At 64.2% G+C, this 16,005-nt stretch carries 11 protein-coding genes and 1 pseudogene; 8 read left to right on the top strand and 4 right to left on the bottom strand.

Annotated elements, in window-relative coordinates:
* Positions 1-12 precede the first annotated feature (12 nt).
* From IVB40_RS26020 to IVB40_RS26000, 5 genes and pseudogenes are all read left to right on the top strand, one after another.
* Positions 13-2,718: a nitrate reductase gene (locus IVB40_RS26020; protein WP_247816722.1), complete on the top strand. Its 2,706-nt coding sequence runs from the start codon at positions 13-15 to the stop codon at positions 2,716-2,718.
* A gap of 231 nt (positions 2,719-2,949) precedes the next feature.
* Positions 2,950-3,854 (top strand): annotated as a pseudogene (locus tag IVB40_RS26015) (SMP-30/gluconolactonase/LRE family protein).
* A gap of 45 nt (positions 3,855-3,899) precedes the next feature.
* Positions 3,900-4,739, top strand: a complete 840-nt coding sequence (locus IVB40_RS26010; RefSeq protein ID WP_247816721.1) for an aldo/keto reductase — start codon at positions 3,900-3,902, stop codon at positions 4,737-4,739.
* A gap of 186 nt (positions 4,740-4,925) precedes the next feature.
* Positions 4,926-5,867 carry a DMT family transporter gene (locus tag IVB40_RS26005; RefSeq protein WP_247816720.1) on the top strand — a complete coding sequence of 314 codons (942 nt, stop codon included), beginning with the start codon at positions 4,926-4,928 and terminating at the stop codon, positions 5,865-5,867.
* A gap of 59 nt (positions 5,868-5,926) precedes the next feature.
* A complete protein-coding gene (locus IVB40_RS26000; protein ID WP_247816719.1) occupies positions 5,927-7,006 on the top strand; it encodes a zinc-binding dehydrogenase in 1,080 nt (359 codons plus the stop codon).
* Between the two features lie 4 nt (positions 7,007-7,010).
* On the opposite strand, the gene IVB40_RS25995 is transcribed toward IVB40_RS26000, so the two are convergent.
* Entirely contained in the window at positions 7,011-7,472 is a 462-nt protein-coding gene (locus tag IVB40_RS25995; RefSeq protein WP_247816718.1) for an Lrp/AsnC family transcriptional regulator, read from the bottom strand.
* 133 nt (positions 7,473-7,605) lie between these two features.
* Here IVB40_RS25995 and IVB40_RS25990 point away from each other — a divergent pair, with 133 nt between their 5' ends.
* Both IVB40_RS25990 and IVB40_RS25985 read left to right on the top strand, forming a co-directional pair.
* Entirely contained in the window at positions 7,606-9,969 is a 2,364-nt protein-coding gene (locus tag IVB40_RS25990; RefSeq protein ID WP_247816717.1) for a transketolase, read from the top strand.
* 208 nt (positions 9,970-10,177) lie between these two features.
* Positions 10,178-11,608: an aldehyde dehydrogenase family protein gene (locus IVB40_RS25985; RefSeq protein ID WP_247816716.1), complete on the top strand. Its 1,431-nt coding sequence runs from the start codon at positions 10,178-10,180 to the stop codon at positions 11,606-11,608.
* Between the two features lie 163 nt (positions 11,609-11,771).
* Here IVB40_RS25985 and IVB40_RS25980 read toward each other — a convergent pair whose 3' ends face one another.
* Positions 11,772-12,740: an SMP-30/gluconolactonase/LRE family protein gene (locus tag IVB40_RS25980; protein ID WP_247816715.1), complete on the bottom strand. Its 969-nt coding sequence runs from the start codon at positions 12,738-12,740 to the stop codon at positions 11,772-11,774.
* 89 nt (positions 12,741-12,829) lie between these two features.
* On the opposite strand from IVB40_RS25980, the gene IVB40_RS25975 reads away from it, so the two are divergent.
* Positions 12,830-13,651, top strand: coding sequence for an NAD(P)-dependent oxidoreductase (locus IVB40_RS25975; protein ID WP_247816714.1), 822 nt, complete (start codon positions 12,830-12,832; stop codon positions 13,649-13,651).
* 38 nt (positions 13,652-13,689) lie between these two features.
* On the opposite strand, the gene IVB40_RS25970 is transcribed toward IVB40_RS25975, so the two are convergent.
* Together IVB40_RS25970 and IVB40_RS25965 are read right to left on the bottom strand one after the other, a co-directional pair.
* Entirely contained in the window at positions 13,690-14,961 is a 1,272-nt protein-coding gene (locus tag IVB40_RS25970) for an MFS transporter (RefSeq protein ID WP_247816713.1), read from the bottom strand.
* Positions 14,962-15,103: 142 nt separating this feature from the next.
* Positions 15,104-15,934, bottom strand: a complete 831-nt coding sequence (locus tag IVB40_RS25965) for a potassium channel family protein (RefSeq protein WP_247816712.1) — start codon at positions 15,932-15,934, stop codon at positions 15,104-15,106.
* Between the last annotated feature and the right edge of the window lie 71 nt (positions 15,935-16,005).

Genomic DNA, 16,005 nt, shown 5'->3' with positions numbered 1-16,005 from the left:
AGGCGGCTTGAAATGACGGCGATCGATCCCACGCTCCGTGCCACCAAGACGACCTGTCCGTATTGCGGCGTCGGCTGCGGCGTGTTGGCGACGCCGGACGGCAAGGGCGGCGCGGCGATCGCGGGCGATCCCGATCATCCTGCCAATTTCGGCCGGCTGTGCTCCAAGGGCTCGGCGCTCGGCGAGACCGTCGGGCTGGAAAGCCGGCTGCTCTATCCGATGATCCGCTGCAAGGGCGTGCTCGAACGCGTCGCCTGGAGCGATGCGCTCGATCACGTCGCCCACCGCATGCAGCACATCGTCGCGCGCGACGGCGCCGACGCGGTCGCATTCTATCTCTCGGGCCAACTGCTGACCGAGGATTATTACGTTGCCAACAAGCTGATGAAGGGCTTTGTCGGCACGGCCAACGTCGACACCAATTCGCGGCTGTGCATGTCGTCCTCGGTCGCCGGTCACCGCCGCGCCTTCGGCGCCGACACCGTGCCCGGCTGCTACGAGGATCTCGACCAGGCCGATCTGCTGGTGTTCGTCGGCTCGAATGCCGCCTGGTGCCACCCGGTCCTGTTCCAGCGCATGTTGAAGAACCGTGGGGAGCGCGGCGCCCGCATGATCGTGATCGATCCGCGCCGCACCGACACCGCGACCGATGTCGATCTGTTCCTGGGCCTCAAGCCCGGCACCGACACGGCGCTGTTCTGCGGCCTGTTCGTTCACCTCGCCGACAATGGTGCACTGGATCAGGACTACATCGCGCAAAACACGTCGGGCTTTGACGACGCGCTGGCGCGCGCACGCAGCATCGCCGGCAGCGTCACCGCGACCGCACTGGCCACCGGCCTCTCCGAGCAGGACGTTGCCACCTTCTTCAAGATGTTCCGTGACACGCCCCGCGTCGTCACGCTGTACTCGCAAGGCGTCAATCAGTCGGCGCAGGGCACCGACAAGGTCAATGCGATCCTGAACTGCCATCTTGCCACGGGTCGCATCGGCAAGCCCGGCGCCTCGCCGTTCTCGCTCACCGGCCAGCCCAACGCGATGGGCGGCCGCGAGGTCGGCGGCCTCGCCAACCAGCTCGCCGCACACATGAACTTCACGCCGCCGGACATCGACCGTGTCAGGCGGTTCTGGAAGGCGCCGCGCATCGCCACCCATGAAGGGTTGAAAGCGGTGCAGCTGTTCGAAGCCATCAACCGCGGCGAGGTCAAGGCCCTGTGGGTGATGGGCACCAACCCCGCAGTGTCGCTGCCCGACGCGGACTTCGTGCGCGAGGCGCTGAAGAAGCTCGAGCTGTTCGTGGTCTCCGAGAACGTGCTCTCCAACGACACGGTCGATGCCGGCCCGCACGTGCTGCTGCCCGCGCTCGCCTGGGGCGAGAAGTCGGGCACCGTGACCAATTCCGAGCGCCGCATCTCGCGCCAGCGTTCGTTCCTGCCGGCGCCCGGCGAGGCGCGGCCGGACTGGTGGATCCTGAGCGAAACCGCAAAACGCCTCGGCTTCGGCGACAGTTTCAGTTACAAATCCGCAGCCGACATCTTTCGCGAGCACGCCGCGCTCTCGGCGTTCGAGAACGATGGCAGCCGCGACTTCGATATCGGCGCGCTGACCTCGCTGTCCGACGAGGGCTTCGACGCCTTGAAGCCCGTGCAGTGGCCGGCGCGTGAAGGCGGGGCGCCCGGCGAGCGCTTCTTCGCGGCCGGCGGCTTCTTCACCAATGACGGCAAGGGCCGCTTCGTCGCGCCGGAAGTGCCGGCGCTGCGTGGCGAGACCGGGCCTTCGCGGCCGCTGCGGCTCAATACCGGGCGCATCCGCGACCAGTGGCATACCATGACGCGCACGGGCCTCAGCCAGCGGCTCGGCGCGCATCTGCCCGAGCCGTTCGTCGAGATTCATCCCGATGACGCCGGCAGATACAACATCGTCCATGACGGCTATGCCCGGATCACCACCGACTACGGCCAGTGCACCCTCAAGGTCGTCGTCAGCGACCGCCAGCAGCGCGGCACGCTGTTCGCGCCGATCCACTGGAGTGCGATGAACGCCTCGCACGGTCGCGTCGGGGCGTTGGTCGCACCGTTCACCGATCCGTTCTCGGGGCAGCCGGAGTCCAAGGCGACACCAGCCGCGATCGGGCCTTATGAATACGTCTTCCGGGGCTTTGCGTTGTCGCGCAAGCAGCTGGACCTGCCGCCAAACCTGATGTGGACGCGCGTCGCTGTTGCCGGCGGCTTCGGCTATCTCTTCGCCGACAATGCGGACCTGTCGCGCTGGCCGGCCTGGCTCGGTGGCGTTGCCGGCGAGGACGTCGCCGACTATCGCGACTTTGGCGGCGGCGTTTATCGCGCGGCGTCGTTTGCCGGCGACCGCATCGAAACCTGCCTGTTCGTCGGCCCCGCGCATGATGCCGGCGATTGGGAGGTGGTGAAGAGCCTGTTCGTCGCCGACCATGTCACCGACGAGCAGCGGCGCATGCTGTTGTCCGGTAAGTCGAGCGAGGGCGCGGCTTCGACCGGTCCGGTCGTCTGCGCCTGCTTTGGTGTCGGCCGCGGCACCATCTGCGACACCATCGTCGCAGGCGCGCGCACGGCCGCCGAGATCGGCGTAAAGCTCAAGGCCGGCACCAATTGCGGCTCCTGCATTCCCGAGCTGAAGCGCCTGATTGCGACGACGGAGGTCGCACCAGTGAAGCAGGCTAAGGTCGCGGGCGCTGCGGGGTAGAGGCGACTTTCTCGGTCGTCGCTGCATACTCCGCCGTCATCGCCCGGCTTGACCGGGCGATCCAGTACGCCGAGACGCCTGTGATCAAGCGGTAAGGCCACGGCGTCTGAATTCTCCGCTTTCGCGGGGAATGACAGCGGGGGCGGGGCGCTACGCCCCAGCCCAATCGACGCACGCCCCATTGTGCCCGATGGTGCCGCGCTCTCGCCCTCAACGCGCAAAACAACAATGATGTACCTGGAAACGCCGCCACGCCTGATCGAGACCAGGCTCTTCTCCGCCATGCCCGACAAATTTCGCCGCAAGGGCGAGCGGACGGATTGGGCCGATGCCAATCGGCCGGGCGTGCCGACGGACTCCTTCATCGAGGGCCCGTCGTTCGACAAAGATGGCAATCTCTACATCGTCGACATTCCCTTCGTCCGGATCTTCCGCATCGCGCCCGACGGCGAGTGGTCGTTGGCGATCGTGTATGAGGGCTGGCCGAACGGGCTGAAGATCGCGGCCGACGGTCGCATCCTGGTCGCCGATTACAGGCACGGCATCATGGCGTTTGACGCCGAGGCAGGCCGCATTGCGCCGGTGCTGACCTCGCGCAACTCGGAGTCCTTCCGCGGCTGCAACGATTTGCATCTCGCTTCCAACGGCGACATCTATTTTACCGACCAGGGTCAGACCGGCCTGCATGACCCCAGCGGCCGTGTCTATCGCCTGACGCCAGGCGGCCGGCTGGATTGCCTTGTTAACACCGGTATCAGCCCAAATGGTCTGGTGCTCGATCCAACGGAGACCGTGCTGTTCGTCGCGATGACGCGCGACAACGCGGTGTGGCGGCTGCCGTTCATGAAGGACGGCAGCGTCTCGAAGGTCGGCCGCTTCTGCTCGCTGTTCGGTACCAGTGGCCCTGATGGCTTGACCATGGATGCCAAGGGTCGCCTGTTCGTCGGTCACGCCTCGCTCGGCCATGTCTTCGTGTGTTCGCGCCCAACGGCGAATTGATTGCGCGGGTCAAGTCGTGCGCGGGGCCGAATTGCACCAATGTCGCGATCGGTGGCGCGAACAAAGATCGGCTCTATATCACGGAGTCTGCCACCGGTAGCGTATTGGTCGCCGACATCGGCGTATTGAACTCTTGAGCTTGATGGCGGTTGGCTGAACGAACGAGCGGTATCGGAGCAAATATGAACACGAAACCCTTCGGCAAAACCGGCGCCAGCGTCGCCGTCATCGGGCAGGGCACCTGGTATCTCGACCATGGCGATCGCAAGCGCGCCATCGCGGCGCTTCAGCGCGGGCTCGATCTCGGCATGACCCACATCGACACCGCCGAGATGTATGGCGATGCCGAGCTCGTCATTGCAGATGCGATCGCAGGCCGACGCGACGAGGTGTTCCTGGTGTCGAAGGTGCTGCCGAGCAACGCCTCCCGCCGCGGAACCATCACCGCCTGTGAGCGCTCGCTGAAGCGGCTGAAGACCGATCGGCTCGATTGCTATCTGCTGCATTGGCGCGGTTCGTATCCGCTGGAGGACACCGTGGCCGCATTCGAGGAACTGGTGGGGGCCGGCAAGATCAAATCCTGGGGCGTTTCCAATTTCGATGCCGATGATCTCGACGAGATGCTCGGCGCCGCCGGCGAAGACCGCATCGCCTGCAATCAGGTGCTCTATCATCTGAAGGAACGCGCGATCGAGCATGCCGTGATCCCGTGGTGCGAACAGCATGGTGTCGCCGTGGTCGCCTATTCGCCATTCGGCCACGACGATTTCCCTGCAAGCAGCAGCAAGGGCGGCGCGGTGCTGGCGCGCATCGCGGAGGCGCGTCGCGCGACGCCGCGCCAGGTCGCGCTGAGCTTCCTCACCCGTGCGACTACGGTGTTCGCGATTCCGAAGGCGTCGTCCGCGGAACATGCCGGCGAAAATGCCGCGGCTGGCGATCTCGTGCTGACGAAAGACGAGATTGCGGCGCTCGATGCGGCGTTTCCGCGCGGTCCGAAGCCGCGCGGACTGCCTATGCTGTAGTGCACAAATGCCTATTCTTAATGGAGTCTTGACGCGCGCGGACGTGAGCGCATATCGGCATCCTGTTTTCGGAAGTTGTGAAAGCGGCGCAATTATCGTTTTTTACGATCATTCCCGATTCGCATTTTCTAGGTTCCAGCCGTGACCCCGCCGCCCGCCGCAGCCGCAAGGCTCGACAGTATTCCCATGCCTATGCCGGAAAAGAAGCCGCAGGCGCGCGGCGCGCCCGCGCGCGTCGATCATCCCTTCAAAGGCATCGCGCTGGTGCTGCTGTCGACGATCTTTCTCGGTTGCTCCGATGTCACCGCGAAATATTTGTCGTCGAGCCTGCCGTCGATCGAGATCACCTGGATCCGCTTCGTGACGTTCGCGCTGATGTTCACGCCGGTGATGCTGCCGGGCTCGCCGCTGCATGCCATGCGCACCGAGCGCCTCGGCCTGCAGCTGATGCGCGGCGCGGCATTGCTCGGCTCTTCGCTGTTCTTCATCACCGGCCTGAGCTTCCTGCCGATCGCGGAAGCGTCCGCGACCGGCTTCGTCTCGCCGCTGTTCGTCACCGCGCTCTCGATCGTGTTCCTGAGCGAGAAGGTGGGCATGCGCCGCTGGATCGCCACCGCGATCGGCTTGACGGGCGTGATGATCATCCTGCGCCCGGGCTCCAGCGCGTTTCACGCCGCCGCGTTCTTCCCGATCGTCTCGGCGTTCTGCTGGGCTGCGGCGCTGATCCTGACGCGCATGATGAGCGGACGCGAAGCCGTCCTCACCACCATGGCCTATTCGGCGCTGACGGGCGTTGCGATCCTCTCCCTGATGGTACCATTCGTCTGGGTCACGCCGACCTGGACCGCGATCGGGCTTGGCATCGTGATCGGCGTTGCCTCCACCGTCGGCCAGTGGATCATCGTGCTGGCCTATCGCTACGGCGATGCCTCGGTGCTTGCGCCGTTCTCCTACACGCAGTTGCTCTGGGTCAGCATTCTGGGCTTCTTCCTGTTCGGCGAAGTGCCTGATGTCTGGACCGTCACCGGTGCCGCCTTCATCGTCGCCAGCGGCCTCTACATTGCTCATCGCGAGCGCATCCGTCGCGCCCAGCTCCTGATCATGGAAGAGCGTTCCCCGAACCCCTGACGCAAGTTCACGCGTCCGCTTCGTGCTATCAATGGCTCCAACAAGCCGGGAGGAGCCGAATGCGCGCTGCGATTTTCAGGAACGGTGAGATTGTCGTCGACCGGATGGCCGAGCCAAAGCCCGGCCCCGGCCAGGTGCTGGTCAAGACGCTCGCCTGCGGCATCTGCGGCTCGGACCTGCACGCGCGCCAACACGCCCATCGCATGGTGGAGATGGCGCGAAAGAGCGGCCGCAAGCCGATGGACCTCGCCCGCGACGTCGTGTTCGGCCATGAGTTCTGCTGCGAGATCGTCGACTTCGGCCCGGGGACTGTGCGCAAGCTCAAGCCGGGCACGCGCGTCTGCTCGCTGCCGGCCCTGGTGACGCCGCAGGGCATTGAAGGCATCGGCTATTCCAACGACAATATTGGCGGCTACGCCGAGGCGATGCTGCTGAGCGAAGCGCTGCTGCTCGAGGTGCCCAACGGTCTCGCGCCGGAGCATGCCGCGCTCACCGAGCCGCTCGCGGTCGGCGTTCACGCCGTCGCCAAGGCCAACATCCGTGGCGGCGAGGTCCCGCTCGTGATCGGCTGCGGACCGGTCGGGCTCGCGGTGATTGCGGCGCTGAAGCTCAAGGGCCTGCATCCGATCGTCGCCGCTGACTATTCGCCGGCGCGGCGCGCGCTTGCGGCAAAACTCGGCGCCGATATCGTCGTGGATCCAAGGGTGTCGCAGCCCTATGCGACCTGGGCCGAGCATGCGCAAATGTCGGAGGCGGAGAAGGCGGCGCGGCCGCCTTTGCAGGCGATGCTGCCCGCGCTGAAGCCCGCGATCATCTTCGAATGCGTCGGCGTGCCCGGCCTGTTGCAGCAGGTGTTCGAAGGCGCGCCGCGCGATGCCAGGATCGTCGTGGTCGGTGTGTGCATGGAGACCGACAGGAGCGAGCCCATGCTCGGCATCATGAAGGAGCTCAACGTTCAGTATGTGCTCGGCTACACGCCCGACGAATTCGCAGCCTCACTGCGCCTGATCGCCGAAGGGCAGGTGGATGCGGCGGCGATGGTGACGGCGGAAGTCGGCATCGACGGCGTCGCAAAGGCTTTCGCCGACCTCGCCAATCCTGAGGCGCACACCAAGATCATCGTGCAGCCGTGGCGGTGATGCCTTACACCGGCAGCGCGATCGAATACTTCACCTGGCTGAGCGCAAAGCTGGACTCGATCGAGGCGATGCCGTCGAGCCGGGTCAGCTTGGTCTTCAGGAAAGTCTCGTAGGAAGCGAGGTCGGCCGCGACCACGCGCAAGAGATAGTCGCGGTTGCCGGTCATCAGATAGCACTCCAGCACCTCGTCCCATTTCGAGATCGCCCGCGCGAAGCGGTTGAGATCCTCCTCCTTCTGCCGCGCCAGCTTGATCGAGATGAAGACGCTGACATGCAGCCCCAGCGCCTTCTGGTCCACGGTCGCGATGTAGCGCGAGATGACGCCGCGCTCCTCCAGCAGCTTGACGCGGCGGTGGCAGGGCGACACCGACAGCCCGACCTTGTCGGCCAGTTCCTGCATGGTTATCCGGCTGTCGTTCTGGAGGTAGCTGAGGATTTTTCGGTCGATGGCGTCGAGGGCGGGCATTGGGATAAACCTGTCGTTTTTATCGACTGATTGGTAATCTATCCCGATATTGGCCGGTATTGCGCGAAAAATTGAGAAGTTTGGCGCGTCCCGCAGGGGTATCATCGGGCACCTGTTTTCCGGGAGCATTGCCATGCCCGTTGATACCGCCCGCCTCGACACGTTGACCGCGCTCGCCCGCAAGGCGCTGTGGCTGTCGTCATGGACCATCCATCACGCCAACCACATCCGCCCGAATGCGGACGGCCTGAAGGTCGGGGGACATCAGGCCTCGTCGGCCTCGCTCGCCACCATCATGTCGGCGCTGTATTTCCACGTGCTGAAACCCGAAGATCGCGTCGCGGTGAAGCCGCATGCGAGCCCGGTGTTCCACGCCATCCAGTATCTGTTCGGCCGGCAGAGCCGCGAGAAGCTGGAGAATTTTCGTGGCTTCAAGGGCGCGCAGTCCTATCCCTCGCGCACCAAGGACGTCGACGACGTCGATTTCTCCACCGGATCGGTCGGCCTCGGCGTTGCGCAGACGCTGTTCGCCTCGCTGGTGCAGGACTACGTCAAGGCACATGGCTGGATGAAGGATCGCCGCGAAGGGCGGATGATTGCGCTCGTCGGCGACGCCGAGATGGACGAGGGCAACATTTTCGAGGCGCTCGCGGAGGGCTGGAAGCACGGCCTGCGCAACACCTGGTGGGTGGTCGACTACAACAGGCAGTCGCTCGACGCCGTCGTCCGCGAAGGTCTCTGGGAAAAGTTCGAGACCGTATTCCGCAATTTCGGCTGGGACGTGATGATCGTGAAATACGGCCGGCTGATGCGCGAGGCCTTTGCCGAGCCCGGCGGCGAGGCGCTGAAGCGCTGGATCGACAATTGCCCGAACGCGCTCTACGCCGCGTTGTGTTTCCAGGGCGGCGCGGCGTTCCGCAAACATCTTCACGACGAGATCGGCGATCAGGGCCCGATCACCAAGCTGATCGACAAGCGCAGCGACGACGAATTGCTGGCGCTGATGTCGAACCTCGGCGGCCATGACATGGCGAGCATGCTGGACGCCTTCGAATCCATCGATCACGATCGCCCGGTCTGCTTCATCGCCTACACCATCAAGGGCGTCGGCCTACCGTTCCAGGGCCACAAGGACAATCACGCCGGCCTGATGACGGTCGCGCAGATGGAGAAATATCGCGACAGCCAGAACATCCGGCCCGGACACGAATGGGACAAATACGAGGGTCTCGCGCAAAGTGCCGCCGAGCTCGACGCCTTCCTCGCGCGCGTGCCGTTCAACCAGGATGGCCGCCGGCTCACCGCGCCTGTGATCGAGGTGCCGTCGCAGCTCGCCTTCAAGCCGGCGCCGCAGATGTCGACCCAGCAGGGGTTTGGGCTGGTGTTGAACGAGATCGCGCGCGGCGACAGCGAGCTTGCCAGGCGCATCGTCACGACATCGCCCGACGTCACCGTCTCAACAAATCTTGGTCCGTGGGTGAACCGACGTGGCCTGTTCGCGCGCGGCGAGAAGGCGGACTTATTCCGCAGCGAGAAAATTCCATCCACCTTCAACTGGGACTTCTCGCCCAAGGGCCAGCATCTCGAGCTCGGCATCGCCGAGATGAACCTGTTCATCATGCTCTCGGCGCTCGGCCTGTCGCACCAGATCAACGGCGAGCGGCTGCTGCCGGTCGGCACGCTCTACGATCCCTTCATCGAGCGCGGTCTCGATGCGCTGAACTATGCCTGCTACCAGGATGCCCGCTTCATGGTGGCGGCAACGCCGTCGGGCATCACGCTGGCACCCGAAGGCGGCGCGCACCAGTCGATCGCAACGCCTTTGATCGGCATGGCGCAGGACGGGCTTGCCTCGTTCGAGCCGGCCTTCGTCGACGAGCTCGCCGTGATCATGGGTTGGGGTTTCAACCACATGCAGCGCGATCCGGGCGAGGGCGGCTCGGTCTATTTGCGGCTGTCGACGCGCAGCATCGAGCAGGCGCAGCGGATCATGACACCCGAGCTTGCAGAGGGCATCACCGACGGCGCCTATTGGCTACGCAAGCCGGGCCCCAACGCCGAAGCCGTCATCGCCTATACCGGCGCCGTTGCGCCGGAAGCGATCGAGGCGACCGGCTTCATCGGCGAGAGCCGGCGCGACATCGGCCTGCTCGCGATCACGTCCGCGGATCGTCTGCATGCGGGGTGGACCGCCGCACGGAAATTGCGCCGTGATCGGCGCGGCGTTCAGCATCTCAGTCACATCGAAAAACTGCTCGCGCCGCTGCCGCGCGACTGCGGCATCGTGACCGTGATCGACGGCCATCCGGCGGCGCTGGGCTGGCTCGGCAGCGTCCGTGGCCACCGCGTCGAGGCGCTCGGCGTCGAGCAGTTCGGCCAAACCGGCACCATCGCCGACCTCTACCGCCACCACGGCATCGACGCCAACGCCATCATCGATGCGGCCGAGAGCCTCACCACGGGCGCGCCGGTGCTGCATCGGAAGATGGCGGTTTAATTCGTCGCCCCAGCCTAGTGCGCAATTGCGCACTAGGCCGGGGCGACATCGTGAGTGAGGCGAGACCTTGCCACCCTTCCGCCATCGGCTCATATAACCTCCGTCCGCCGCAATGCTGGCCCCGCATATGGCGGGTTCAATTGCCGGCGCTTTCGTGCAAGGATGCCTGCCGAAACGCCCCCTCCAAGCCCCCAAGAAGAGGTTCACTATGGTCAATCGCATGCAGTTCTACATCGACGGCGCCTGGGTCGATCCCGCTGTCAAGAAGTCCACCGCCGTGGTCAATCCGGCGACGGAAGAGGCGATGTACGAGGTTGCGCTGGGCTCCAAGGCCGACGTTGACAAAGCCGTCGCCGCCGCCAAGCGCGCGTTCGTGACGTTCTCCCAGACCAGCCGTGACGAGCGCGTCGCGCTGCTGACGAAAGTCATCGAGATTTATAAGGGCCGCCTCAAGGAGATCGGTGCCGCCGTCTCCGACGAGATGGGCGCGCCGCTGCCGATGGCCGAAAAGCTCCAGGCCGGCGCCGGCCTCGGCCACCTCATGACCACGCTCGACGTGCTCAAGAACTATCATTTCGAGGAACCGGTCGGCACCGCCATGGTGCTGCGCGAGCCGGTCGGCGTGGTCGGCATGATCACGCCCTGGAACTGGCCGCTCAACCAGATCGCCTGCAAGGTCGCGCCCGCGCTCGCCGCCGGCTGCACCATGATCCTGAAGCCATCGGAGTTCACCCCGACCTCGGCCTTGATCTTTGCGGAAATCCTCCATGAAGCCGGCGTGCCGAAGGGCGTGTTCAACCTCGTCAACGGTCTCGGCCCCGAGGTCGGCGCCGCCATGAGCGAGCACCCCGATATCGACATGATCTCGTTCACCGGCTCGACCCGCGCCGGCATCGACGTGGCCAAGCGTGCGGCACCGACCGTGAAGCGCGTCAGCCAGGAGCTCGGCGGCAAGTCGCCGAACGTCATCCTCGAAGGCGCCGACCTCACCAAGGCGGTGACCGGCGGCGTGATGCACATGTTCAACAACTCCGGCCAGTCCTGCAACGCGCCCTCGCGCATGATCGTGCCGTCCTCGAAGATGAAGGAAGTCGCGGCGATCGCGAAGGCCGTCGCCGACAAGACCAAGGCGGGCGACCCGCGCGCCGAAGGCACCACCATCGGCCCGGTCGTCAACCGCGGCCAGTGGGACAAGATCCAGGGGCTGATCAAGAAGGGCATCGACGAGGGCGCAACGCTCGTGTCGGGCGGCCCGGGCCTGCCCGAGGGCGTCAACAAGGGCTTCTATGTCCGTCCGACCATCTTCGCCGACGTCACCCCCGACATGACGATCGCCCGCGAAGAGATCTTCGGACCGGTGCTGACCATCATCGGCGCCAAGGACGAAGCCGAGGCGGTGCACATCGCCAACGACACGCCCTATGGGCTTGCCGGCTACGTCACGGGTGCGTCCGTCGAGGATGCCAAGCGCGTCGGCCGCCAGATCCGCGCCGGCAACGTCAATCTGCAGGGCGTGCCCAACGATCGCACCGCGCCGTTCGGCGGCTACAAGCAGTCCGGCAACGGCCGCGAATGGGGCAAATACGGCCTCGAGGACTTCCTCGAAGTGAAGGCCGTTGCGGGCTTCAACGCGGCGTAATCTCTAGCGCCTGGGTGAACAAAACGCCGGAGCGGGCAACCGCTCCGGCGTTTTTCGTTCCGTCATTGCGAGCGAAGCGAAGCAATCCAGAATCCTTCCGGGGGTGCAGTCTGGATTGCTTCGTCGCAAGCTCCTCGCAATGACGAAGAGAGAGTTGGGAAGCCTATCCCCCGACCGCGCCCTGCGTGTTCACATACAACGCGTAGATCGACTGGCTCGCGGCCATGAACAGGCGATTGCGCTTGACGCCGCCGAAGCAGAGATTGGCGCAGCGTTCGGGCAGCGCGATGCGGCCGATCATGACGCCGTCGGGCGCGAACACCACGACGCCATCGAGCTCGGGATCGCCCATGCCCCAACCGCACCAGAGATTGCCGTCGATGTCGCAGCGCATGCCGTCCGGCGTGCCTGGACCTGCGTCGATGAAGACGCGCTTGTTCGAGATCGTGGTGCCATCCGCCGAGACGTCATAGGCGAGGATCTTGCGGTTCGGCACGCCGCGTGATTCCACGACGTAGAGGATTTTCTCGTCCGGCGAGAAGCACAGCCCGTTCGGCCCGAGCACGCCTTCGGCAACGATGGTCGCCTTGCCGGTCGCGGGATCGAGCCGATAGACGTTCGGATCAATTTCCGGCTCGGCCTTGTAGCCCTCGTAATTGCCTAGCAGACCGAAGGTCGGATCGGTGAACCAGATCGAGCCGTCCGATTTAACAATGACATCGTTCGGTGAGTTTAACCGCCTGCCGTTGAATTGATCCATCAACACGGTGATATCGCCGTCATATTCGGTGCGGGTGACGCGCCTGCCGCCATGCTCGCAGGTGACGAGCCGGCCCTGGCGATCCCTGGTGTTGCCGTTCGCGAAATTGGAGGGCTTGCGGAACACTGAGACCGCACCGGTCTCCTCCTCCCATTTGATAATGCGCTGGTTCGGGATGTCGCTGCACAGGAGATAACGACCATCGCCGAACCACACCGGACCCTCGGCCCAGCGCATGCCGGTCGTCAGCCGCTCCACCGCCGAGAGCTTCAACCAGTATTTTTCGAAGCGGGGGTCCAGTGCTTTTATCGCCGGATCGGGGTAATACGTCGCCGGCCGCCAGCCTTGAGTGTGGGACGATGCCTCATTCATGTTGGTTCTCTCGTTTCGTTCCCTCTGGACAATCCAGCTATCATTAGAGACACGTGACGGCAAATCGGTCGCCAAAGACGAGGAATGACATGCGCATCTTGATGACGGGAGCTTCGGGTGGAATCGGCACGCGGCTGCGGACATTGCTGCCGCCGATCTATCCGGACCTTCTGCTCAGCGACATCCGCCCGCCGGCCGATCTCGGCCCCAACGAGCAATTCAAGGCGGCGGACCTCTCTGACCTGGCGCAGTGCGAGGCGATCTGCGAGGGCGTCGACGGCATCATCCATTTCGGCGGCTATTCGGTCGAAGGCCCCTGGGACGACATCCTCCAGGCCAACATCATCGGCGGCTACAATCTGTTCGAGGCGGCGTATCGCAAGGGCGTCAAGCGCGTGGTGTTCGCCTCCTCGAACCATGCCGTCGGATTCTATCCCCGTCACCACAAGATCGGCACCGACGTGACCCCACGCCCCGACGGCCGCTATGGCGTCAGCAAGGTGTTCGGCGAAGCGGTCGGCGCGCTCTATGCCGACAAGCATGGCCTGAAGGTGACTTGCCTTCGCATTGGCAATTTCGGCGACGTACCGCTGGACCTCCGCCGGATCTCGATCTGGCTGAAGCCGGAAGATCTGGTGCAGCTCTGCCGGATCGGGCTCGAGCATCCCGACATTCATTTCGAGATCTTCTACGGCGTGTCCCTGAACGAGCGCGCGTGGTGGGACAACCACCGCGCCTACGAGTTCGGCTACCGCCCCACGGGGCGCTCCGAGGACCACGTGGCGCATGCGATGGCCGAGCAGGCCAAGCTGAAGCCCGATCCGGTCGGCGATCACTATCAGGGCGGCGCGTTCTGCAGCAACGAGTTCGACGGCGACACAAGTCGGATCATTGATTGGAATAAGCGGTAGGAGCGCATTCGCAAATCCAGGGCGTCGGAATCGATGCCCTAGACAACGCGCTTGCCGGCCTGGGCTGCGATGGGCCGCTGCACAAAGTACATCAGGATCAGGGAAATCAACGCAGTCGTCACGACGACGTATCCCAGCCGGTCGAAATGCCGCAGCGTGCCGTCGGCGTCCTGCGCGATCAGCGCGGCGGCGAGCACGGAGCCGAGCCCGCCGGAGAGCTGTTGCAGCGACGCGCCGACCGCGCTGAAGGAGCCGCGTTGCGCCGGCTCGGGGATTGCGGAAATCAGCGCCTGCGACGGGATCATGCGCGAGAAGATGCCGACGAACATCAGGACGTTGACCAGGATCGCGACCGTCAGACTCACCTCGCCGAGATGGGTGTAGATCAGCACCATGACGATGGACATGGCGCTGCCGAAGACGAAGGTCGGGTATTTGCCGAAGGCATCGCTCGCGCGTCCCACCAAGGGGCCGATGACAATGCTGAACAGGCCGGAGACGAGATAGATCGTCGGCAGATGCACGATGTCGATGCCGAGATTGTGCACGGTGTAGGCGCTGCCGAACGGCATCAGCATGTAGCCGCCGGTCGCCAGCAGGGTCGTCACCGAGAACGCCATCCAATAACGCGGCTGCGAGACCGTTGCGATCAGATGCCGAAACGGGTTTCGATCCTGCTTCAGCGCGAGATGGCCGTTCACCGGCTTCATCAGGAACATCACGGCGGCCATCCCGATCACCGACAGGCCGACCAATGCGCCGAACGCGATGTGCCAGTTCCACTGGTTGGCGAGGAAAAGACCGGCCGGGATGCCCAGCACCTGGCTTGCAGCGAAGGCGGTTTGCACGAAACCCATGACGCGGCCGCGCAATTGCAGCGTAAACAGATCGGTGACGATGGCGAGCACGACCGAGCCGATCACGCCGCCGAACAGGCCGGTCACGATCCGCCCCAGCAGCAACAGGTGATAGTTGGGCGCGATCGCGCAAAGCGCCGTGCCAAGCGTGAAGCCGGCGTAGAAGAACAACAGCAGCCGCTTGCGGTCGAACCGGTCGGCAAAGCCGGCCGCCAGGATGCCGGAAATCCCCGCGCTGAACGCATAGGCCGAGACCGCCACGCCGAACTGGGCGGCGGAAATATCGAGCGCCGGCATCATGATGGCGCCGAGCGGCGACATGATCATGAAATCGATGATGATCGTGAACTGGACCAGCGCCAGCAGCGCGACGAGGACCGCTTGGTAGCGCGAGAAGCCGCGAGGTGGCGCTTGCCGCTCGGCGATCGGCTCCGTCAGAGTTTGTTCCGTCATGGCATTTCGTTCGGGAGGGAGATGGATGGGGACGCGGGACGTGGCGCCGGAGCCCGGCCCCTATCTATTTCCGGCTTTGCGAAATTTCGATGGCTTGACAAACAGTTTTAATGCCTGTCCCGGCACTCGGGCCGGCATGGGCCTAGTCCGCGCCTTCATCGGGAATGTTCAACACGGTCCCGCAGGCCTTGCAATGCACCGCGTCGACATCGTGGCGCTGCAGACCGCAGACAGCGCAGGGGAAGCGTACCTTGGAGGGCGCGAGCAATGCCTTGGCGAGATTCAGGAAAAGGGTCACGCCAAAGATCATGATGACGACGGTTATCAGGCGTCCGACAGTTCCGGGCAGGGTGATGTCACCGAAGCCGGTCGTCGTTAGCGCCGTGACCGTGAAGTAGAGCGCGTCGGCATAGTGGGCGATCTGATTGTTGTGAGACCTCTGGGTCTCGTAGACGATCCCCGTCATCACAAAAATGAACACCCCGAGGTTGGCGACCGCAAAGACGACTTCCTCATTTCGCCGAAAGAAGGGGCTGTCGACCCGCAGACGTGCCACCATTTGGTAGTCGCGCAGCAGTCGCAATGTTCGAAATGCGCGCAGGAAGCCGCCGGCTTCTCCTGTGAGTGGTGCAAGGAACGAAACAATGACGATGATGTCGGTCCAGGTCGAAAGTCGCGCAAGGTCACGCAGCGGCTGACGGCTGATGATCATCCGTGCGGAGAAGTCTGCAAGGATCAAGACACCGAACACAACATCGAGCGACTCAATAGCCCTGTTGCGAGGCAGGAACGACGTCGCAATGATGAATAGAACCGTGACGATATCAAGCAGGAGCAAGCCATATCGGAATCTTATGCAGCCGAAAGTGTCGCCTTCATAAAGTTGTCGGATCCTGCTCTTCAGGAGCTCAAATGGGGCGGAGGCAGAGTCGAGCGCCGCACGTTCCCTCGTGTTGTTGCGATCAAGCACCATGGTCAGCGATTGCCGATTGTCTTGCTCGGGCTGTCTGCCCGCCGAGAAAATGAGGTGGTCAAGCAGCGTCA

This window comes from Bradyrhizobium sp. 40 (genome assembly GCF_023100925.1).
Classification (GTDB): domain Bacteria; phylum Pseudomonadota; class Alphaproteobacteria; order Rhizobiales; family Xanthobacteraceae; genus Bradyrhizobium.
This window is presented reverse-complemented; position numbering and strand designations above follow the sequence as displayed.